The sequence below is a fragment of the Wolbachia endosymbiont of Howardula sp. genome, from assembly GCF_025021925.1.
GTDB lineage: Bacteria > Pseudomonadota > Alphaproteobacteria > Rickettsiales > Anaplasmataceae > Wolbachia.
In genome coordinates, this window is the sequence record NZ_CP092368.1 from 351,311 (window position 1) to 374,915 (window position 23,605).

Annotated in this window: 17 protein-coding genes and 1 pseudogene; 6 read left to right on the forward strand and 12 right to left on the reverse strand. The window is 29.2% G+C overall.

The window, feature by feature from the left end:
- Positions 1-29: 29 nt before the first annotated feature.
- The 7 genes and pseudogenes from rpoD to rpoZ form a co-directional block, all read right to left on the reverse strand.
- A complete protein-coding gene (rpoD, locus tag MC061_RS01645) occupies positions 30-1,964 on the reverse strand; it encodes an RNA polymerase sigma factor RpoD (protein WP_259536258.1) in 1,935 nt (644 codons plus the stop codon).
- Positions 1,965-2,064: 100 nt separating this feature from the next.
- Positions 2,065-2,391: a cation:proton antiporter subunit C gene (locus MC061_RS01650; protein WP_259535497.1), complete on the reverse strand. Its 327-nt coding sequence runs from the start codon at positions 2,389-2,391 to the stop codon at positions 2,065-2,067.
- Entirely contained in the window at positions 2,391-2,807 is a 417-nt protein-coding gene (locus MC061_RS01655; RefSeq protein WP_259535499.1) for a Na(+)/H(+) antiporter subunit B, read from the reverse strand. Before MC061_RS01655 ends, MC061_RS01650 begins: the two co-directional genes overlap by 1 nt.
- A complete protein-coding gene (locus MC061_RS01660; RefSeq protein ID WP_259535501.1) occupies positions 2,800-3,333 on the reverse strand; it encodes a DUF4040 domain-containing protein in 534 nt (177 codons plus the stop codon). Before MC061_RS01660 ends, MC061_RS01655 begins: the two co-directional genes overlap by 8 nt.
- Positions 3,318-3,626, reverse strand: a complete 309-nt coding sequence (locus MC061_RS01665; RefSeq protein ID WP_259535503.1) for a monovalent cation/H(+) antiporter subunit G — start codon at positions 3,624-3,626, stop codon at positions 3,318-3,320. Before MC061_RS01665 ends, MC061_RS01660 begins: the two co-directional genes overlap by 16 nt.
- Entirely contained in the window at positions 3,623-3,877 is a 255-nt protein-coding gene (locus tag MC061_RS01670; RefSeq protein WP_346268834.1) for a monovalent cation/H+ antiporter complex subunit F, read from the reverse strand. Before MC061_RS01670 ends, MC061_RS01665 begins: the two co-directional genes overlap by 4 nt.
- An 84-nt stretch (positions 3,878-3,961) precedes the next feature.
- Positions 3,962-4,246, reverse strand: a pseudogene (gene rpoZ / locus MC061_RS01675) (DNA-directed RNA polymerase subunit omega); the annotation flags it as partial.
- Between the two features lie 456 nt (positions 4,247-4,702).
- Here rpoZ and purE point away from each other — a divergent pair.
- The 4 genes from purE to MC061_RS01695 all read left to right on the forward strand — a co-directional run bounded on the left by purE (position 4,703) and on the right by MC061_RS01695 (position 11,034).
- Positions 4,703-5,194, forward strand: a complete 492-nt coding sequence (gene purE, locus MC061_RS01680) for a 5-(carboxyamino)imidazole ribonucleotide mutase (RefSeq protein ID WP_259535505.1) — start codon at positions 4,703-4,705, stop codon at positions 5,192-5,194.
- Between the two features lie 174 nt (positions 5,195-5,368).
- Complete coding sequence (gene odhB / locus MC061_RS01685; RefSeq protein ID WP_259535507.1) at positions 5,369-6,553, forward strand: 2-oxoglutarate dehydrogenase complex dihydrolipoyllysine-residue succinyltransferase; 1,185 nt, start codon at positions 5,369-5,371, stop codon at positions 6,551-6,553.
- Between the two features lie 373 nt (positions 6,554-6,926).
- The gene (secA, locus tag MC061_RS01690) at positions 6,927-9,557 is read left to right on the forward strand and encodes a preprotein translocase subunit SecA (RefSeq protein ID WP_259535509.1); all 2,631 of its coding nucleotides are present in this window, start codon (positions 6,927-6,929) and stop codon (positions 9,555-9,557) included.
- Between the two features lie 178 nt (positions 9,558-9,735).
- Positions 9,736-11,034 carry a DNA recombination protein RmuC gene (locus tag MC061_RS01695; protein WP_410543427.1) on the forward strand — a complete coding sequence of 433 codons (1,299 nt, stop codon included), beginning with the start codon at positions 9,736-9,738 and terminating at the stop codon, positions 11,032-11,034.
- Between the two features lie 66 nt (positions 11,035-11,100).
- On the opposite strand, the gene pyrF is transcribed toward MC061_RS01695, so the two are convergent.
- Positions 11,101-11,790, reverse strand: coding sequence for an orotidine-5'-phosphate decarboxylase (gene pyrF, locus MC061_RS01700; protein ID WP_259536262.1), 690 nt, complete (start codon positions 11,788-11,790; stop codon positions 11,101-11,103).
- A gap of 162 nt (positions 11,791-11,952) precedes the next feature.
- Positions 11,953-14,418: a valine--tRNA ligase gene (locus MC061_RS01705; protein WP_259535513.1), complete on the reverse strand. Its 2,466-nt coding sequence runs from the start codon at positions 14,416-14,418 to the stop codon at positions 11,953-11,955.
- A 222-nt stretch (positions 14,419-14,640) separates the two neighbouring features.
- Between MC061_RS01705 and MC061_RS01710 the strand changes: the two genes are divergently transcribed.
- Positions 14,641-15,780 carry a COX15/CtaA family protein gene (locus MC061_RS01710; RefSeq protein WP_259535515.1) on the forward strand — a complete coding sequence of 380 codons (1,140 nt, stop codon included), beginning with the start codon at positions 14,641-14,643 and terminating at the stop codon, positions 15,778-15,780.
- 4 nt (positions 15,781-15,784) lie between these two features.
- Here the strand turns inward: MC061_RS01710 and MC061_RS01715 are convergent, their stop codons facing one another.
- Entirely contained in the window at positions 15,785-17,848 is a 2,064-nt protein-coding gene (locus tag MC061_RS01715) for an ATP-binding protein (RefSeq protein ID WP_259536264.1), read from the reverse strand.
- Between the two features lie 284 nt (positions 17,849-18,132).
- On the opposite strand from MC061_RS01715, the gene gltX reads away from it, so the two are divergent.
- Complete coding sequence (gltX, locus tag MC061_RS01720; RefSeq protein ID WP_259535516.1) at positions 18,133-19,509, forward strand: glutamate--tRNA ligase; 1,377 nt, start codon at positions 18,133-18,135, stop codon at positions 19,507-19,509.
- Between the two features lie 85 nt (positions 19,510-19,594).
- Here gltX and MC061_RS01725 read toward each other — a convergent pair whose 3' ends face one another.
- Positions 19,595-20,737: a class I SAM-dependent methyltransferase gene (locus MC061_RS01725; RefSeq protein WP_259535518.1), complete on the reverse strand. Its 1,143-nt coding sequence runs from the start codon at positions 20,735-20,737 to the stop codon at positions 19,595-19,597.
- Positions 20,738-20,878: 141 nt separating this feature from the next.
- Positions 20,879-23,521 carry an alanine--tRNA ligase gene (gene alaS, locus MC061_RS01730; RefSeq protein WP_259535520.1) on the reverse strand — a complete coding sequence of 881 codons (2,643 nt, stop codon included), beginning with the start codon at positions 23,519-23,521 and terminating at the stop codon, positions 20,879-20,881.
- Between the last annotated feature and the right edge of the window lie 84 nt (positions 23,522-23,605).

The following is a 23,605-nucleotide window of genomic DNA, read 5'->3' on the forward strand; positions in this document are numbered from 1 at the left end:
ACTATCAGAAAGAGATCGTTTGCCAATAATTAAAAGAAACCTCTTAGTTTTCTAGAACGACTTGGGTGTTTTAATTTTCTTAACGCTTTTGCTTCTATCTGTCTAATTCGCTCGCGTGTCACATTAAAAATTCTCCCTACTTCTTCTAATGTATGTTCCTTACCATCTTTACCAAGACCAAAACGCATTCTTAAAATTCTCTCTTCTTTTGGTGTTAAAGTAGCAAGCACATTAGTTGTAATACCACGTAAATCTGCAAGTACAGCAGCATCTTCTGGTTTAGAGACTCTTTTATCTTCTATACAATCACCAAATGTACTACTATCATCTTTACCAGTAGGAGATTCCAGACTAACTGGATCTCTTGCTATTTTCATAACTTTACGTATTCTATCTATTGGCATAATTAATTCGATACTGAGTTCTTCTAATGTAGGTTCTCTACCCATTTCATGAGACATTTTTCTAACAGCTCTGTTGATCTTACTGATTATTTCTACCATATGTACTGGAATTCTCACTACTTTAGACTGTTCAGGTATTGCACGAGTAATAGATTGTCTGACCCACCATGTACCATATGTTGAAAATTTATATCCACGTTTATAATCAAATTTATCTACAGCTTTCATCAGACCGATGTTGCCTTCTTGTATTAAATCAAGTAGTGCAAGACCTCTATTTGAATATTTTTTAGCAATTGATACAACTAGTCTCAAATTTGCTTTTATCATCTCTTGCTTTGCTTCATATACTTCTCGTTCATGTTTTTGAATAATTTGCACTAATTGTTTAAATTCTGTTGAAGTCTCTGATGGTAAATATTGCTTGATATTATTTAATGTAGATACAATCTCATTTGCATGATCTGCGATAAATCTGCGACATTTGTGTTTTAAATCTTCTGATATCAAGCTCATATTAGTATGATTTGAGATTAAAAAAATTAAATCTTGTAGCTCATAATCTTTTATAAATATTTCATTATATACTATGTAGAATTCATCTCTCTCAATATTATATTTTTTAGCCTCTAAAATAAGATTTGCTTCTTCAAGAATAATAGATCTATTGATATGATAAAGTTCTTGTACAATATTATTAACGGCAGTATCACTTAATTTCATTTGCAATGCTATTGACCATATTTGATCATATAAATCTTTATATACTAGTTGATTAGCATCAGTCTGAATAAGCTGTCTTGATATTCTCACTTGAGAAGTTAAAGCGATGATTTCATCTAACGCTACTATCACTTTTGGAAGTAAATCGTTTTCCATATCGATAATAGATACATTTAAATTTGTCACATTTATATCTTCATCATCGTGTTTGATATTCATTTTTTTATCATTTTCATAATCATTATACTTCTGAGTATGACGTTCTAAAATATTCTTTTCTTCTTTTACATATTCATTTTCTGATTTTACTGTAATATTAAACTCAGAATGATACATTGCATCTAAATCAATAATTTCTCTCAATAGGAGAGTACCATTACTTAAGTTGTCACGCCAAGTTTGGATTATTTGCAATGTCAATGATGCTTCAATAAGTGCACGTAACATATCTCTCTTTTCAGATTCAATTTTTTTTGCTATTTTTATTTCATCTGTTCTTGATAAAAGCTTAACAGAGCTCATATCTTGTAAGTACATTCTAACAGGATCATCATTCTGCACTGATATGCTAGTAATATTTGGAGAGATCTCTTCATCTATTTTACTATCTTCATGAGTAATATGAGAATCTTCTTCATCTTCTTGTACTTCAAGCGTATTAATACCTGCATCTTGTAATAAAGAAATCGTATCGTCTACAAATTCAGATGAAAAGTGTTCATCTGGCACTTTACTTTGTATATCATCAAAAGTGATAAATCCTCCTCTTTTGATGCTTTTAGTCACTAATTCTCTAATAATTTTTTTTTTCTCTTGTATACTATTAATCACTGACATCATTACCTTTATAGAATCTAAATATTTATTAGCAAGTTTTACTTATTATTAATGTATATTATATTTTAATATTATTTCTTACATGAGATAGAGAATTTATTTACGTATAATAATTATCATTAATTGTACCAAACTGTTCTTCTATCTTGACTATTATAGATAATCCAACTGAAAATGTTGCAATTCCCACTACAATTGCAGTTAGCATTAATACATGTGGTACAGGATGACTGTATATATCACAATCTGTCATGAATATTGGAGGTAAGGAACTTTTAATATATCCTAAGGAAATATAGAATAATAAAACAGATGCTTGCAAAATACTTATTCCTGTCATTTTTTTGATTAAATTGTCATCATTTATGACAATAAATAAACCCAATATCATGAGAACGATCACAATGATATAATTAAATAAAACCATTACTCTCTCTTGAGAGAAAACTCTCTATATATTATTAACATGGATGTGCATACAGTAAATTGTACACCTAATTCTACTAAAAGTATACCAAGTTTTTGTCCAGTGATTATTCTATATGATAATGCATTATAAGATAAAAAATTTTTTCCAAATAACATAGGTATCATACCTGTACCTAAATAAATAAATATACCAAGCACACTAACAAATTTCATTATAGAATAAGAGAATGTTTTGAGTGTAATCGAGATACCAAATATCATAGAATATAAGATTATTCCGGAGGAAGTAATAATACCTGCTTGAAAACCTCCACCTGGAGTGGAATCACTATGAAATAGTACATATAAACCGAATAAAATAATATATGGAATTATTAAAAATGCAACCATATTGAGTATATAATCTTTATGCATCGTATTGCTCTTTATCTTTTTTTAATATTAATGTTATACATAGTGCAGAAGTAAAGACTACTAAAATCTCTCCGAGAGTATCATAACTACGAAAACTTGCTAAAATAGCTGTCACAATATTAGGAATACCAATTTCTTCTTGTGTTTTCTCTATGTAATTAGGTTTCATATTCATATGAATCGGAGTATCAGACATACCAAAAACTGGCATATAACTCATAAAATGAGTAATCAATATCATTAAAAATATCATTAAAATAATCCTGATAGGAGAATATCGAATATTGAGCTTATGTTTCTTAATCAAGCCGAGTCCAGTACATGTCAATACTGTACTCAATCCAGCCCCTACAGAAGCTTCAGTAAGCGCGACATCAGGTGCATTAAGAGTGACATATGCAAGTGTATTGAGAACACTAAATACACACATTAGAATATTGGTGATCAATAAATGTTTAGAAAGTATTATATATACTGTTATTATAATTAATATTAAGAGTAATATTGTATTTAAGACTTCAAACACTTGTCAGTTTCTTTAGAACAATTCTTGTGATCTTGATAATATATATGAGCTAAAATATAACTATTGGTTGCACTAGAAATCCAAATCATTATTACTAATAATAATATCTTAAAAGTATTAAATGCTAATTTATCTTGCATAATGAAGCCAATTAACATCAATGTTGCTCCACTCGCATCTGTGATACAAGAGATATGTAATTTAGAATATAAATGATCAGAACATCGTATGATTCCTATATTTGCAATTCCTATGAAACAAATTCCTAATATAATACAAATCTTGCCTATCATCTAATATTTAATAATTTAAATTTCATAAGAGATATACTTGATAGTATACCTATACTGCTGTATACAAGTGCAATATCAATTAAAAATTGAATATTATAAAGCACTGAAATTGACGTTATAAGCAAAATCACTTGTGTGATAAAATGATTAAAAACCAATACCTTAATATATATATTATGCGACTGAATCAACATTACAAGCAACATTACTAATAAAAAGAATAGTAATATGTAAATTATACATTTAATCATTTATAGTGCATGAACTCTCTGTATGAACTTATAAAATATCATTATTTACTAATGATCAGAAAAACTTTCTGTAAAATGCATTTTATCAATTTTATTTATTAAACTATAAGTTTTTGTATTATATACATTACTAGTCATATTCTCTTTACATCTCTCTACTAATAAATCAAATAATTCATATATATCTACTTCTTTATTTGCTATTTCATGCAATGAAATGACTGTATTTTTATGCATCTTATACTTACTTGCTGGAATAGCATTTAGCACACCTGTATTGAGATCATAGGTTCTTTGGCTCGCTAATAAGAGTAATTTGAAACGATTATCAATATTTTCTATACACTTTTCTACGATAACGTCATTCATAAATGATATATTTAAGACTAAATTTAGGTTAAACCTTAGTAGCAAAATAAGAAAAATTTGTCAAGTATTTTTCCAGTAAAAATATGTATTGCGTAATAAATTGTATATTTCGTGAATATTGTTTCATGTATTCAGAAATTTTAATATGTATATAATATATGCATATTACACACTAAATCTAGTGTCTATGAATTTGCAATATAGTTGGTATATATTATAGTGATAAACTATGAAAATTTAATACTTATAAAATATGATTGTGTCAAATGATGCGTATAATGACATAAACAATATTTGACTCTCTAAACTTGAATTGCTAGTTAATAATTTTATATTATTGTATAATATTAAAGTTAAGTTACTATGATATCAGTGATTGTAATCAATATTATATCAAGAATTTATTGGAATATTGTGATTTTAATCTACACTGTGATATATTAATAATATCATATTATGTGTAATATTACAATATACAAAGATGTCGCTGTTGTTATGGGTAGTGAATCTGATAAAGTGACTATGAATCACTCTATCGAGATGTTACAAGTACTGAGAATTCCATATGAAGTATATATAATCTCTGCACATAGAACACCAGAAAGATTATTTAAATTTGCTAAATCTGCACAACAAGTAGGATTTAAAGTAATAATAGCAGGTGCAGGTGGTGCCGCTCACTTACCTGGAATGATTGCATCACTCACTTTTTTACCTGTTATTGGTGTACCTATTTGTAGTAAATATCTAAATGGATTAGATAGCCTATTATCTATAGTACAAATGCCCAAAGGGGTGTCTGTATCTACTATGTCTATAGGAACAAGTGGCGCATATAATGCTGCTATCACTGCAGCATCGATATTAGCGTTATCTGATGATCAGATAGCATGTAGATTACATATATGGAGACAACAACAGACAAATGAAATTAAAGATAAGCCATAAGTATGACTCTTTCGCAAGAAGTATTGATTTATATAGTATATGTCATATCATTATGTATGACATATACATAAATTTTTTAACAAAATTACTACTTATGCTATTTATTCACTTAGTGAAATAGTAGTTTGTATGTATAAATATTATTAGATAAGTATTAAGCAAAAAGTTTAAGATATGAATATAAATAAGACTATAGAAATATGTGCACCAAACACCCTAGGAGGTGAATCTATTACGGAAGGAATAATAAAAATTAAAACGAACATTGGAGCGATTGTCAAGCTTGATGAACTGATCTTTGAAATTGAAACTGATAAAACAGCACTAGAATTAACTGCAGAAGTCTCTGGGAAAATTACTAAAATATTTGTCGAAGAAGAGGAAATCATTAGTCCTGGTCAGATATTAGCAATTCTATCCGTAGAGGAACATATTGCAGAAAATACAAATGAACAAGAAAAATGCGTTATTCAATCTATACGATCATCTCCTGCAGCAAGTAAAATCATACAAGACACTGGTATTAATGCAGAAAGTATTAAAGGAACTGGAATTGATAAGAGAATAACAAAAGCAAATATTATAGATTATATTAATACAAATCAAAGTTCTCTAATCACACAGAATCTTCAGTCAGTCAAAGAAATGAAAAATAATCATCGAACAGAAACACGAGTAAAAATGAGTCCTATTAGAAAAATAATTGCTTCTCGATTAAAGGACTCACAAAATACTGCTGCTATCTTAACTACATTTAATGAAATTAACATGACCAATGTGATTGATTTAAGAGCAAAATATAATGAAGTTTTTGAAAAGAAATACGGAGTTAAGCTTGGTTTTATGTCCTTTTTTATAAAAGCAGTAATACAATCTCTAAAAGAAATTCCTGAGATTAATGCTGAAATTATAGGTGATGATATTATATATAAACATTATTATGATATAGGATGTGCAGTGAGCACAGATAAAGGACTAGTTGTACCAGTGATTAGGAATGCTCATCAGATGTCCTTTTCTGAAATTGAATTAACTATAGCCAATTTAAGTAAAAAAGCTCGCATAGGTAAGTTGCAAGTATTAGAAATGAAAGGAGCCACTTTCACTATTTCAAATGGTGGGATATATGGCTCTTTACTGTCTACTCCTATCATTAATCCTCCGCAATCTGGAATCCTAGGTATGCATGCAATACAAAAAAGACCAGTTGCTGTAAATAACGATATATTGATTAAATCTATGATGTACGTAGCACTATCATACGATCATAGAATAGTTGATGGTCAAAATGCAGTCACTTTTCTTGTTAAGATTAAAAATTATATTGAAGATCCAAATAGATTACTTTTAGAAGTATAATATAATACAGAAGAGAGAGATCACAAGGTTTATCTCTCAGATTGCAAAACTTCAGATATTGATTAAGAAGTTATTACCATATTAAGAAATTTTAAACCAAAAGATGATCTTAGTATGATATAACAATCTTATTATTAAAGAATCACATAACATTTGAATTGTATGAATATTCAATTAAAGAAATAAAATATATTATATATCGAGAAATGACCAAATATATAAAATTATATTGTTATATTATATACATTCATGAACAATCCGCTTAACATCCCTATATCATTGACGCATAATCATGCATAATATCATGATATAAAAAAATCTATTATTATTTAGTTTTATGCTAGATTCGTTTTTGATTTTTACGATTATAACTATGTTCTGCATTTTTATATTATCGCTGTTTTTTATAAGAAAGATATTCAGTAATACAAATCACATGATTTTAAAATCTTTCATGGAAATTGTACAGCATATTAATGCATTAGAACAAGAGATGAGAAATTTATCGAATCAAGAGCTTGCTAATAAAACTCAAGAATTTAAACAAAAATTAGCAACAGGGAACACACTTGACAATATTCTTGTACCAGCATTTGCTGTTGTACGGGAAGCAGCTCGTAGATTTCTTAATATGAGACACTTTGATGTTCAATTACTTGGTGGTATTACATTACATAATGGTATGATTTCTGAAATGAAAACAGGTGAGGGAAAAACATTAGTTGCAACTTTAGCAGCATATCTCAATGCCTTATCAGGCAAAGGAGTACATATTGTGACTGTAAATGATTATCTCGCAAAACGTGATATGGAATGGATGAGCAAATTATATCACGCACTTGATATATCTGTATCCTACATTGTCAACGATTTAAAAGATAATGAAAGAAAAGAAGCATATAATGCAGATATCATTTACTCTACAAATAATGAGCTTGCATTTGATTATTTACGAGATAATATGAAATTCTCGAAGGAGGATATGGTACAAAGAGGCTTTCATTATGCAATAGTGGATGAAGTAGATGCAATATTAATCGATGAAGCACGTACTCCACTGATTATTTCTGGACCAAGTGATCAGAATAACCAAATATATATTAATATAGATAGTATAATTACTCAATTAGTGACATCTGAGTATGAAATAGATGAAAAAAATAGAACTGTTTTTCTGACTGATAATGGTATTTCGAAAATTGAAGAATTATTAATTGAAGCTCATTTGATCAAGAAAAATTCCTCTCTATATGATACTAATAATATGAGAGTGATTCACTATATAGATCAAGCATTACGCGCTCATAAACTTTTCACAATTAATAAAGATTATATAGTCAAAGACAACAAGATAGTGATTATAGATGAATTTACTGGACGTATGGTAGAATCCAGAAGATATTCTGACGGTCTGCATCAGGCGCTTGAAGCAAAAGAGAAACTAAAGATTCAGCATGAAAATCAAACTTTAGCATCTGTAACATTTCAAAATTATTTTCGTATGTATAATAAACTCTCTGGTATGACTGGTACTGCTTCTACAGAAGCAGATGAATTATTAGATATATATAGACTCAATGTAGTACAAATTCCTACTAATGTGCCTGTACAAAGGATAGATCTTGATGATGAAATTTACGGTACATCGCAAGAAAAATATAATGCTGTACTAACATTTATCACAAAGTGTCAAAAACGCTTACAACCTATACTTGTTGGGACAGCAAGTATAGAACATTCTGAAAAACTATCTACTCTTTTACACAATCATTCCCTTAGGCATTCAGTGTTGAATGCCCGTTATCATGAGCAAGAAGCATATATAATAGCGCAAGCAGGAATACCAGGGAATATTACTCTAGCAACTAATATGGCAGGACGAGGCACTGATATTCAGCTTGGTGGAAATGTAGAGATGATTGCAAAACTAGAATTACAGAATATAAAAAATCATGATGAAAGAAAGAAAAAATTTCAAGAAATATTTGATAGAGTACAAGCAAATAAAATGCTAGCTATAGCAGCTGGAGGATTATGTGTCATTGGTACAGAAAGACATGAAAGCAGAAGAATAGATGATCAATTACGTGGACGTTCTGGACGCCAAGGTGATCCTGGTTTATCTAAGTTCTTTTTATCACTAGAAGATGATCTGATGAGAATATTTGGATCAGATAAAATGAGAAATTTTTTAAGGAAAGTAGGATTAAAGAATAATGAAGCAATTCATCATCCATGGATTAATAAAGCTCTTGAAAAAGCACAAAAAAAAGTTGAAGCAAGACATTATGAAATTAGAAAATCTCTGTTAAAGTTTGACTATGTTATTAACAGTCAACGTAAAGTAATTTTTGAACAAAGAAATCATATTATAGGTAATAGAGTTACTGATCTATATGAACTCTCTCAAGAAGTCAATAAAGCTACTATAGAAAATATAATAAAAAAAGGATATTACGAAGATTATATTGATAAAATAGCACAAGAATATGAGATAAGATATGGGATACAACTTGAAAAAACAGAATTATCACAGTGTTGTAATACAGAAGAGGCATTAGAGTATATTAATAAAAAGATACGTAATATTTTTACTTGTAAAGAAGAATATTGTAACAATCAAGAAAGTACAGATATGTGGCATACTATAGTTAAACAAGTAATGATTACTACACTAGATCACTTATGGAGAATACATCTTTCAACTTTAGAAAGTTTAAGACAGAGTATGAATTTGCGTGCAATGGGTCAAAAAGATCCAATAAATGAATTTAAACGTGAGTCTTTTTTAATATTTGAATCTATGCTTGAAAAATGGAAAATATTGACAATTTCACATCTAGTGCACTGTACATTTACACATTATAAACAAGGAAGCATTGCGCAAGAAAATTCTACAATTGAGATTATTATGCCAAAAGTATCTAGAAATGCTAAATGTCCATGTCATTCAGGTAAAAAGTTCAAACACTGTCATGGTAAGTTTAGTATCTCATACTCATAATAATATTAGTAATATGACATAAGGCAGATGAAGTCAACCCGATTCAGACTTCGAATATATTTTCGTTAATACTTTGATCATTATACATATGAGTATTAATTGATGCGATATACACTATATTATAATATGTGTATATATAATACTATTGATTATGATATTTGTATATTCGGCATCTTGCATGCTCTCGTTCTTGTTATTTGTTTATATAATAGTACAAAAATTAAGAGACAAAGATGCAGAATCGAAGACATATTTGTATCAGTTAGAGCAACAATTAGCAATTATACAACATAGTATAACAATTAAAAATAAAGAAATTACTGATTTAACAATACAAAAAGTACAACTTGATATTACATTACACACAGAACGTGAAGCACATAAAAAAGAAATCGAATTTCTCATTCAATCAGAAGAAAGAATTATTAATACCTTTAAACACCTCTCTATAGATGCATTACAGAAGAATAGTAATCATTTTATGAATTTAGCAAAAGATGTACTTGATAGTAAGATAAAAGAAACACACAGTGATTTTACAATCCGAGAAGAAAAAATGCATGAAGTTGTCAGACCAATACAAGAAAGATTAGAAAAATTTGATAATGAAATACGTAGTCTTGAAAAAGAAAGGGCAGGAGCATATGCTGGAATGAGAGAACAGATTCTCTTACTCATTAATCAAACTACAAACCTTGCACATGCCTTAAGCAAACCGCATATTAGAGGAAAATGGGGTGAAATGCAATTAAAAAGAGTAGTAGAAATGGCTGGAATGATAGAACATTGTGATTTTTTAACTCAACCAACAATACGAGATAAACATGAAGACACTATATTACGACCTGATGTAGTCATTAAAATGCCATCTGGTAAGCAGATCATCATAGATGCGAAAGTGCCACTTGATTCTTATCTTGATGCTCTTGCTCAAAAGGATGTACAACTGCAAAAGATAAAACTCAAGCATCATGCACTTACTATCAAAAAACATATACAATCTCTTGCAAAAAAAGAGTATTGGAATCAATTTGATAATACACCAGAGCTTGTCATTCTCTTTCTTACAGGAGAAGGAGTATTTAGTGCAGCGCTAGAATATGAGCCATCTTTAATAGAGATTGGCATCGAAAACAAAGTTATGATTGCCACGCCTATTACTTTAATTGCGTTGCTAAGAGCAGTAGCTTATGGATGGAAACAAGAAATGATCTCTGAAAATGCAAAACAAATCAGTGAATTAGGGCATATTATATATGAAAGAATGTGCACAATGAGCACACATTTTGATAATTTACGTAAAAGTTTAAAAAATGCTGTTGAACATTATAATCACACTGCTCATTCACTTGAGTCAAGAATCTTTCCATCTGTACGTACATTTACTAAACTGGGTATACATACACATAGTAAACATGTAATTCCTGCTAAGATAGTAGAATCTTCTCCATATGTTTTACATGTAAAAGAGCTATAATAGATTAAGTAATATAAATATATACTGTAATAGTATTTAGTCATCTAGTTGTATATCTTGAATATATTATTGGTTCGTTACAAGAAGTGATTGTCGTATGAATTCCAGTTTCCTAATAGGATCAGCACTTTGCGTAATAAGTCTCCCAATCACAATATAATCTGCACCTAAATTTATTGCACATTCTGGCGTTGAGATTCTTTTTTGATCATCTGCAAGAGTCTCTATACGTATTCCTGGCACAATCACTATAAAATCCCTGCCACATACTTTGTGTACTGCTTGTGCTTCGCATGCTGAACATACTATACCATACAAACCAATCTTTTTTGCAAATTTTGCAAGTAAGACTACTTGTGATTGTACTTCTCTTAATACTCCACATTCATTTAAATCATTATTATCGATACTAGTCAGAACGGTCACTCCTATCAATTTGATATTTGTACCATCAGCTGCATGTAATGCCTCTTGAAGCATTTTCGCTCCTCCCATAACATGTAATGTGACCATTGCAATATTAAGATGTGATATTACTTCGATAACACGTGATACAGTACTGGGAATATCATGAAGCTTTAAGTCTAAAAAAATAGGTATATTACATTTTGCAATTTCTCTCACTCCAGATAGACCATGAGCAGTAAAGAATTCCAATCCCAATTTAATCATACTAACTCTATTATATAGAGAGTGAGCAAATGCTATAGTCTTCTTTAAATTATGTGTATCTAATGCGCATATGATAGGTATCATAATATTAATTCTCTTAATCATGATTTCTATAATAAAGTGAATGACAATGTTGTGCAAATTTTTTGATGAGTTTACATGTGTCTAGAGAACACAATTAGCTCTTTTTTTTGTATCTTAATTCTTAAATTGCTTGATCTAGTGAGAATTGATATTAAATTAGCATTATTCTTCTATACTAATCATAAATTTACCATTTTCAGTAGTATATCCTTTTTGCATCACATTACTCCATACTACTCTCTTGATATGACATACATTACATAAATCTCTCTGAATAGAGTAATCGAATTTCTCTTCTTGTGTGTTTACTTTGATGATTACAGTATTAATCATATGTTGCATTGAGAAATTATGAGATGTCTTAATCTTTCTAATAATATTGAGTATGCTTATAACATTTTCTCCCATGTTATAAGCATATTTATAACATTTTCTATCTTCTTGTCTTGGCCAATTATTATGTATATGGATAGATTCATTGCTATATAATCGGTGATAGATTTCATCTGTAATATATGGTATAAAAGGCGCAAATAATCTCAAAAGAATATTGAGTACATATATTAAACTATATCTTGCACTTATTCTACCGTGATATATCACGATCTCAGAATATGCACGCTTTTTTACTAATTCGAGATAATTATTACAGAAATCCTTCCAAAAAAATGTTTCTATTGCAGTAAGAGCATCAGCATATTCAAATGATTCTAGCGATATTGTAGCTCTATCTCTCACTTGAGATAATTTATATAATATCCAATGATCTAGTGTTTCAGTGATATCATGATTAGTATATATATTATTATTTTTTTCTATGAATTGAGCGATAAACTTACTAGCATTCCAAAGTTTTGTAATCAGACGCTTCCCTATCTTTAATACATTTTCAGAATATACTGAATCTGTTCCAAGTTTTGAGTTGGCAGCCCAATATCGTATTACATCTGCGCCATAATTATTAAGTATCATGTGAGGTGTAATAATATTACCTTTTGATTTACTCATCTTTTTTTTATCATAAGATAAACACCATCCACTAATCATAATGTTTTTCCATGGTAATACATTTGCATGATAATGTGATTTCAAAATGGTATAAAAGGCCCAGGTTCTGATGATTTCATGACTCTGACTACGTAGATCCGTAGGAAAGATAATATCATATCGATGATTAGGTAAGCTCAACTCATTATTTAGTGCCATGGCATTTAACTGAGGTGTAATAGCACTTGTAGCCCAAGTATCCATTATATCTTGTTCTGGTATTACCTCTTCTCTACTGTAACCTTCTGGTAGATCTATTAACGGATTCACAGGTAATCGATTTAATGTAGATAAGATAATCTTACCTTGTTCTCCTTGTCTTTTCGAATACCATACTGGAAATGGTACACCAAAATATCGTTGTCTTGAGATACACCAATCCCAATTTAGACCCTCTATCCATCTCTCCATATGCTTACGCATATTATTAGGATACCAATTACATGATTGTACTTTATCTAAGATTTGTGTTTTTTGATTTAATGTTTTTATAAACCATTGCTTAGTAGGTAATATCTCCAATGGAGCACCAGATCTGTCGGAACATTTAACAGAATGATGAACATGAGTGCTTGAAATTAACAAGCCTTTCTCAGTAAGTATTTCTACTATTTTATTTCTTGCATCTATAATGTTTAGACCTTCTATTTGATATAATTGATCGTCATATAATGACGACGCGATAAGTCTAATGATCCCATTCTGATCTATAATAATTTTTATAGGCAAATTATACTTATGATACCAATATATATCTAGTTCATCACCAAATGTAGAACACATGACTAAACCTGTACCTTTTGTTATTTTGACTTTATCATCGGCAATAACTTGTACTCTTGCAGACTTTATCATAGGAACAAGCACTTCTTTGCCTATTAGATGTGTATATCGTTGATCATTTGGATGACAAAGCACTGCAACGCATGATGGTAATAGTTCAGGTCTAGTAGTTGCAATATGAATTTGCTCATTTTCCTCAGTGAAAAAACTGATTGTATATAAATATGCATCAAAAGGTTTTTCTTCTATTTCTGCTTGCGCAATTGCTGTTTTATCAACTATATCCCATAAGACAGGTTGTAACTTTTTATATGCATATCCTTTGTTATATAAATCAATAAATGACATTTGAGATAATATAATAGATTCTTGACTGCTTGTATGATATTCGAGATCCCAATCATAACTAATACCTACAGCTTTAAATAATTGCTTAAATTCTAATATTGATTTTTCAATCACTTGATGACACATTTTTATAAACTCACTTCTAATGACGTCTTTAGCTTTTATTTTATATGTCTGTTCAACTAATCTTTCAGTAGGAAGACCATTATCGTCAAATCCTATTGGATAAAAAACATCTTTTCCAAGCATACGTTGAAATCTTGCAATAAAATCTGTATGACAATAACTAAATATATGTCCTATATGTAATTGTCCTGATATTGTTGGAGGAGGGGTGTCAATAATAAAAGAATTATTCTTCTGACCAAGCCATTTATAGATATTTTCTTGTGCCCATAATGTGTTATAATGATGTTCAATGTTTTGAAATCTATATTCTTCTTCTAACATGCATATTTGATATAATGATCATCTGTGAGATATTATATATGATATTATATCAATAAATGAATTAATACATTTTTTATTCTTTTTTTTCTACAATTCAGTGTACATGACAGAATTCAACATTTTTATATATTATACTCTCTCATTGACAATGTTGTGTGTCTTGCCTTATCATACTTGATACTTTATAATTATTTTTGATATATAACACACACACTATAAGTCATGGAATCAAAAGTGTTAATGATATGGCTCTTTCTCTCTTCAGTGATGATACTACTGGTAGTTGGGATTGGAGGATATACCAGATTAACAAGAGCAGGATTATCAATCACAGAGTGGAAGCCAATTACTGGAATAATTCCACCACTCAATCAGAGTGATTGGGTACAAGAAAGAACAAAATATGAAGCAACACCAGAGTATCAAAGATTTAATTATGATATTAGTATGTCAGAGTTTCGTACACTCTATCTCATAGAATATTTACATAGACTAATTGCTAGGATAGCAGGTTTATTCTTTATAGTACCATTTATCTATTTTTTACTTACAAGACGAATAATCAGACAGCAAGCAATAATATTATTAATAGTGTTATTGCTGGGAATATTACAAGCATTTGCAGGTTGGTATATGGTAAAAAGTGGATTAGATAGTATTCCATATGTGAGCCAGAATAGGCTTGCAGTACATTTATTATTAGCATTAAGTATTTTTACCTTATTATTATATCAATGCTTTAATTTACATATTAATATTATACAACAGAATACTAAAATGATTTCTCAAGATATACAACAGGTTTACTATACCCATTATAGTAAACCTGTTTGCAAGGTATCTAATACTATTAAATGTTATTTGTATATGTTATTAAAACCTCTACTAATAGTATTCAATCATTCTCAAGTAATACAATCTAGATATCGTAATATCTGTCGTATAACATTCATTATGATGATTATTTTGATACAGATACTATTTGGATCTCTTGTATCAGGATTACATGCTGGTTTTTTGTATAATACTTTTCCATTGATGGATGGTTATATTATTCCAGAAGATATTTTAGTATTACATCCTATATGGAAAAATTTTTTTGAAAATAAGATTACAGTACAATTTATTCATCGGATACTAGCGTTATTTATCATTTTTCTGATCATAGAATTGACTATAAAAAATATGCATAATAAAGCAGTATATATGATACTGTTTTTTGCAATTATTCAGATTATTTTAGGAATATCTACTTTACTATTACAGATACCAATAACACTTGCTGTAGCACATCAGATATTTTCTTTTCTTTTATTTGCCTCATGTATATATTTTTTATGCTTATTAATTAAGCAAAAATAAAGAATCATTGATATTTAGCAAGCGATAATACAATATCTCCCACTCTTAGCGTTTCTCCTACTTGTATAGAAATGTTTTGTACAATCAATGCTGATTCAGCACATACGATATTTTCCATTTTCATAGCTTCTACTACAAATAAAGGTTGACCGATTTCTACATGATCTCCTATATTTACATATAATTTAACTAACAATCCAGATATTGGAGATATGACAATATCATTTGATGTCTCTTCAACTGTTTTTTTTAACATTATATTATTTAATATCGCTATATGAGGTTTTAAGACATCACATTCAGCATGCATTCCTGCATATCTTATGAAGAATTTACAATCTTGCCTGTCCACTTTTAATGATAGATGCAGCTCTTCATTAATCGTCATATGTATGAGTCTATAATTTGTAGTCCATGTTCCACTGATATAATATATATTATGATTATACATTACTATCAGTATCTGATCTTGATATATTGCATTTATATTATATGAATTATCATTGATTTTTACTATAAAAGTATTTGATATTAACATCTCTTTTAGAGTCTCAGTTGCAGAAATAATTTTTTTACATTCTATTTTTGAATCTTGTACCTCTCCTGAAGAGTTATAATAATAATGTTGTACTTCATTTTTTATGTGCACATACAATGCAGTAAAAATAAATATTTTGATATATTCTTCTGTTAAATAATCTCCATGAAATCCACTAGGATAATAATCTACAATGAATCTAGTATTAATATTTGATGCAATAAAATGTGGATGACGAAAAATTGATTCAAGAAATTCTATATTACTCATAATACCCTCTATATAGAATTCGGATAATGCTTTTTGCATTTTACTAATTGCATCTATTCTATTGATTCCATATGTTATCACTTTTGCAATCATTGAATCATAAAATGTACCAATTTCTGAACCTGCAAGTATTCCATCATCTATTCTTACATTATTAAGGTGATTAGGTGTCTGATAATATTGTATTCTTCCACTAGAAGGCAAAAAATTCTTAGAAGGATTTTCAGCACAAATTCTACTTTCAATTGCATGACCAGTTGTCTTAATATCTTTTTGATTAAATCCTAAATGTGAGCCACGAGAAATTTTAATCATTTCTTCTACTATATCTATACCAGTAACAAATTCTGTGACTGGATGCTCAACTTGCAATCTTGTATTTATCTCAAGAAAATAAAAGTTTTGTTGTGAATCTACAATAAATTCAATAGTACCTACAGAAAAATAACCAACATGTTTTGCTAATGCAATACATTGCATATACATTTCTTGTCTGACATGTTCACTCAGAAATGAACTTGGAGCTTCTTCTATGATTTTTTGATTCTTTCTTTGTACTGAACACTCTCTATCTCCAAGACAGACTATATTACCATATTTATCTGCTATAATTTGAATTTCGATATGTCTTGATAATGTAATATATTGTTCTATAAAGATATTACCATCTTTAAAACCTTTTTTTGCTTCATTTATTGTTAATTCCAATGATGATTCAATATCTTTTTTAGAATTAACTATTCGCATGCCTTTGCCTCCTCCACCTGACATGGCTTTTAATATAACAGGAAAGCCAATTTCTTCCGCCACTTGTATTGCATGTTGCGTATCTTGAATGGTACCAATATATCCAGGTACTATATTTAATCCAGCAGCTTTTGCGGATTCTTTTGCTGTAATTTTATTAGCTGTTACTTCTATTATTTCTGCACTTGGACCTATAAAATCTATATTATTCTTTTGAAGAATACGTGGTAAATTAGGGTTTTCTGATAAAAAACCATAACCTGGATGCACTGCTTGTACACCAGTTTCAAGTGCTATCTCAAATATTTTATCAATATTTAAATAACTTAAATAGGCAGGTGAAGATCCAATATATCTCGCTTCATCTGCTCGTCTAACATGCAAAGAATGAATATCTGCATCTGAATAAACACATACACAAGAAATTCCCATTTTATGAGCAGTTTTAATGATTCTACAGGCCACTTCTCCTCGATTGGCTATTAAAATCTTATCATATTTTTTTTCTTGTATATTCATTATGTTCTTGAAAAGATATTATCTTATATCTTGCTCTACAAGATACTTCTAGTATTAAAAGAGAATATTCATTCTCCATATTTTAGCACGATATATTATACATCATCTATACTTAATAACGAAGTTTTTTATTACTCTGTATTATCATACTGATTTCATCTTAGACTTGTACATTAAGATTATGATATGTCTAGCAATAAATAATTTTTTAGTGATTCTACTTTATTATCAAGTAGCATTTCAGCTATGATTATAATAGTTTATATTAAAATATTGAAATGCTAGATATCATTACTAGATTTGCTCCATCGCCAACAGGCAGTTTACATATTGGTGGTGCTCGTACTGCATTATTTAATTGGCTATATGCACGACATCATGGAGGGAAATTTTTTTTACGCATTGAAGATACTGATAAGGTACGTTCAACAAAAAGTGCCCTTGAGAATATTATACATGGATTATCATGGTTAGGATTGAATCATGATGGAGATATAATATATCAATCACAAAGAATAGCTAGACATATACAAGTAGCAAACCTTTTGTTAAAAATGAATAAAGCTTATTACTGTTATTGTCATGATCATGATATTATACAACAAAAAATACGAGCTAGAGCAGAACATAGAATATATAAGCATATATGTTCTTCTAATCCTACATCATCAATAAAGCCTGTTATAAGATTTAGAGCGTCACAATCAAATGAAATCTTGTTCAATGATCAAATATATGGCCAAATGAAAATAGATAATTCACAAAGTGATGATATTGTAATTCTTCGTTCCGATAATACTCCTACATACATTTTTGCTGTAGTAATTGATGATTATGACTATGGAATAACAGATATAATACGTGGTTCTGATCATTTATCTAACACCTTTAAGCAAATATTAATATATCAAGCATTAGATTTTAAGATTCCACGTTTTGCACATATACCACTTATTCATGGAGAAGAAGGTAATAAGCTCTCTAAAAGAGCTGGCTCTACTAGCATATGTGAATATAAAAAAATGGGAATCTTGCCACATGCTATGTTTAATTATTTACTGAGATTGAGTTGGAGTCATGGTAATGATGAAATCATTTCCTCTCAACAAGCAATAACATGGTTTAATTTAGAATCTATTGGTCGTTCACCTGCAAGATTTAATTCTAAAAAGCTAGCATATCTTAATCATTATTATATTAATAATATGTGCAATGAAGATATTCTAGCTTGGATTCTTAGTCAATATATTCTCAATGATCAAAAAAAAAAATATCTTCTACAAGGACTCACAGAACTCAAAAAAAGAGTCAATTATCTCACTGAATTACTCGAGATAGGGAAGTTTTATATTCAAGATACACCTCTGATTCTCAGTGAAGCTGCACAGCAGATCATACATTCTCATTTTGAGATTATAGAATTAATCAGTCAATTACTATTGGCAGTCAATTCTGAGAACTGGAATAAAAGTTTTTTATCTGTACAGATTCAAGTGCTAGCAGAGAATCATAAGATCACAATACGTGATATATATCAAATATGTCGTGCTTCTCTTACAGGTATCATAAATGCACCAGGTATTCTTGAAATCATGGTCATTCTTGGTAAAGATGAGTGTTTAAGAAGGTTATGCGCAATAGAAAATAAATTCTAAAAAGCCCCCCTAATATTTATACTAACATATATTGAGTCCTCTCATCTTTCTTCTTGAATTGTAATGATATCATATTTAGTATGATTTATAACTTTTCAATGATCATAACTTTAAAAATAGTACCCATATTTTCAGTCAATCTTAAAAACGCACTCAATAATTTTTGTTTTTGTTGATGATGTGATTTATTGTTCATTAAGATGTGTAATCTTTCCTTAATACCAAATAAATATAAAAATTCTCTTTGAGTGAAAAAATGACATTCTAAGAATTCTAAAGAATCTTTGAGTGCTTGAAAATTGACAAATGATGTAATATCACTGGAGCCAACATTTTCAAGAAAATTATTATACTGATGTTGTTTTATTGATTGTATGGTATTCTTATAAGATGAATAGATATAACCATAATCTATAATAATCGCAGCTCCCTTATAATCATATATTTTTTTTTCAAGTGCTCTGAGCATTTTAAATGCTAACCAGCATATTTCTAATACTGCGCCGGTATACCAATTTGTAATATTACTCTCTACCTGTAGATTATGTACTTTATCATACCATTGATTTTCATTCATGAAATTCCAAGAATATGATTGCATAGCATCATCTAAAAAATCAAACTGGCTATTTAAATATGCATCGATACAAGTATATTTTTTAGGATGTATATGTTGACGTGATAGTGCCAAACTCTGATCTTTTTTTATTACTCTATTTTCATACCAATCTTCATTATAATATATAAATTGATCAATCGGTAGAGAATCAAAAAACTCATTTGCTAAGAAAATGGTAGGTTGTATGGGTAATTGATCTAAATTTTTATGCCAATGAATATTTAAATTTTGTAATGTTATTTGTTGTTTCTTCTGTAAGGTAGGACTGATTTCTACTAAGTGAATTGACATTGCATGAAAGAATCTGATATATTTTGTAGTGACTCTGACTATATCATAGATCAGGGTTCCATTACCTGGTCCTAGCTCTACTAGAGAAAATTGAGATGGTTTACCTAATTTTTCCCATGTTAGTACGATCCACACTGCAATTATTTCACCAAATAATTGACTGATATCAGGTGATGTAATAAAGTCTCCACTCTTTCCAATTGACAATTTATTCATATAATAACCATATTCTGTATGATATAAAGCATTATCCATAAAATTACTAATAGAGATAGAACCACAATTGTTATCAATTAATTGATGTATATAAGAGATCATATATATTTGTTGTATGCTTAATTATTCAACTTTAAAGATAGAAATCTGAATCTATATATTAATAATATTAGTACATATGCCTAATAAAACATCAATATTGCTAGTGCATATCTCTATGAAAGGGCTTTTTTTAATCATTCATTACTCTGCTGGAGTTATTAGATGTAAAGTACAAATGCTATTATAAATAGCAGTAACAATACTACTAGTAACATCACTATGACAGCTTGTTTGAGCAAATGCAGCATTCCCATTGCATTTCTTACCGGTTGCTACTGACATTATTTTTTGTGCATTAGCATATGTGGTAAGATCTTGACTTATCTTGACAAAAAGATTAGTTTTATGATTTTCTTGTGCTGTAAAAATCATGACTGTATTATGCTTGTATTGTTGTATAGTGAATTCTCTAATAATAGAACATGGAATATCGATAAAATCATGTCTCATGAGATATATTCCATTTATTTGGATGTTGCTGATATTTTCTAAAGTAATAAGCTTTTTATATAATAAATCTCTCTGAGAGATGGAGGTTTTTATTTCTCTATGTAAAACACTAATTCTACTTATGATCTCACTTACTGGCACTCTTAAAGCCTCTGCAACTTTTTTTAATTGATTTTCATTATTACGTATATAAGTCATTGATGCTTGGCCAGTTATGGCTTCAATTCTTCTCACTCCAAATCCTACAGAACTTTCTTTTATGATTTTAAATAAACCAATTTCACCAGTATATTTTACATGAGTACCTGCGCATAATTCTCTTGAATCTCCTATATGTACTACTCTTACATTATCAGAATATTTTTCACCAAAGAGAGCTATAACATCTTCGTTTAATGCTTGCTGTATATGTTGTACTTTTGTGCTCACAGCAAGATTTGTACTTATTAAAGCATTCACCATATCTTCTATTACAAATAATTGTTTCTGTGTCATTTGATCATGACATAAAAAGTCAAATCGTAACTTCTCTGGTATAATTAAAGAGCCTTTTTGTGTTACATGACAACCTAAAGTTTTTCTTAGTGCAAAATGTAATAGATGAGTAGCTGAATGATTTCTACTGAGATTGTTTCTTCTCTCTAAATCAATCTCAGCTTGTACTATATCATATTGATGAATGCTTCCTAATTTTACTATGCATTTATGCAAGTAAAGAGAACCTATACTATTAGTATCTTCAACAAAAATAATATTTTTTTTCATCCTCTCTTGAGAGATCTCTGTATCCATATAGGGAAGTCGAGAGCTCATCATCATCCAACCTGAATCTCCTATTTGTCCTCCTGAAGCACAGTAAAATGGTGTTTTATTAAGAATGATTGTAATTCTTTCTCCCTCTTGTGCAGAGAGAACAATTTTATTGTGAGAAGAAATAATAGCTAGTACTTGTGCATCTTGTATTGCATATAATTGATAACCTACGAACTGTGTAGATTGCAGTGTTTCTATTAAATTAAGCCATAATTGATCAATAATGCACTCACCTGATCCTAACCATGAATTCCTAGCTCTCTCTTTTTGTTTTGTCATTGCATAATCAAAACCTTTTTGATCAAAGTGAATTTTTTTTTCTTTTAAAATGTCAAGTGTAATATCTAAAGGAAAACCATAAGTATCGTATAGTTTAAATGCTAATTCTCCTTGTAAAGTGTCATATGTATTGAGATTTTTAGTATACGAATCTAAGAGATTGATTCCTTGCATTAGAGTTTCTTTAAAATGCTCTTCCTCTAATTTTAGAGTTGTCTCTATGATACTTTTTGCTCTTATTAAATTAGGATATACATTTCCCATATAAGAAGAACTATGTTGATCTATTAATGATGGAAAAATACGATAAAGTAATGGATCATTATATCCAAGTTGATGAATATAACGTGCTGCTCTTCTAATTAATCTACGTAATACATATTTTCTTCCTTCATTGCCAGGAGTGATACCATCCATAATAAGAAATGCAGATGCACGTACATGATCTGCGATAATTTTATGTGCTATTGTGTTATGTAGATTACCGCAATATTCTTGTGATTTATATATTAAATCTGAAAATATATCAGTATGATAGTTATCATATACATTTTGCATAACAGCAGATATTCTTTCAAGCCCCATTCCTGTATCAATGCATTTTTTTGGTAATGGATATAAAGTACCTTTTAAATCTTTATAAAATTCCATAAATACTAGATTCCATATCTCTACGATATTGTGATTGCCTTGTATATCATGCTGTGGATAATGATAAAAAATTTCAGAAGATGGACCACATGGTCCAGTTTTACCCATGCTCCAAAAATTATCATCTGTTACAATTCTAATAATTTTATTATGTGATAAACCACTAACTTTATGCCAAATATTATATGTTTCATCATCAGTATGATAGACTGTGATAGATAAGCTATTTTTATCAATGGCAAGTTCCTTAGTAAGAAATGTCCATGCTAATTCTATTGCAGTTTCTTTGAAATAATTACCAAAGCTAAAATTGCCTAACATTTCAAAAAATGTATGATGTCTAGATGTATATCCAACATTTTCAAGATCATTATGTTTACCTCCTACTCTAAGACATCTTTGATGTGAAACAGCGCGTTGTATTGTAGAATTTTGACGACCAGTAAAAATATTTTTAAATTGTACCATACCAGAATTTGTAAACATGAGCGTAGGATCATGTTCTGGAACTAAAGAAGAATCAGGAATATGTTCATGATTGTAATTGATAAAAAACTTGATGAATTTATCTCTAATGTCATTAGCTTTCATTATTATATTATTTTTAAAGTGTTTTGTATAATATAATATATCTGCATTCTCGTATACGTAATTCTTCAATATCAATATTGATAT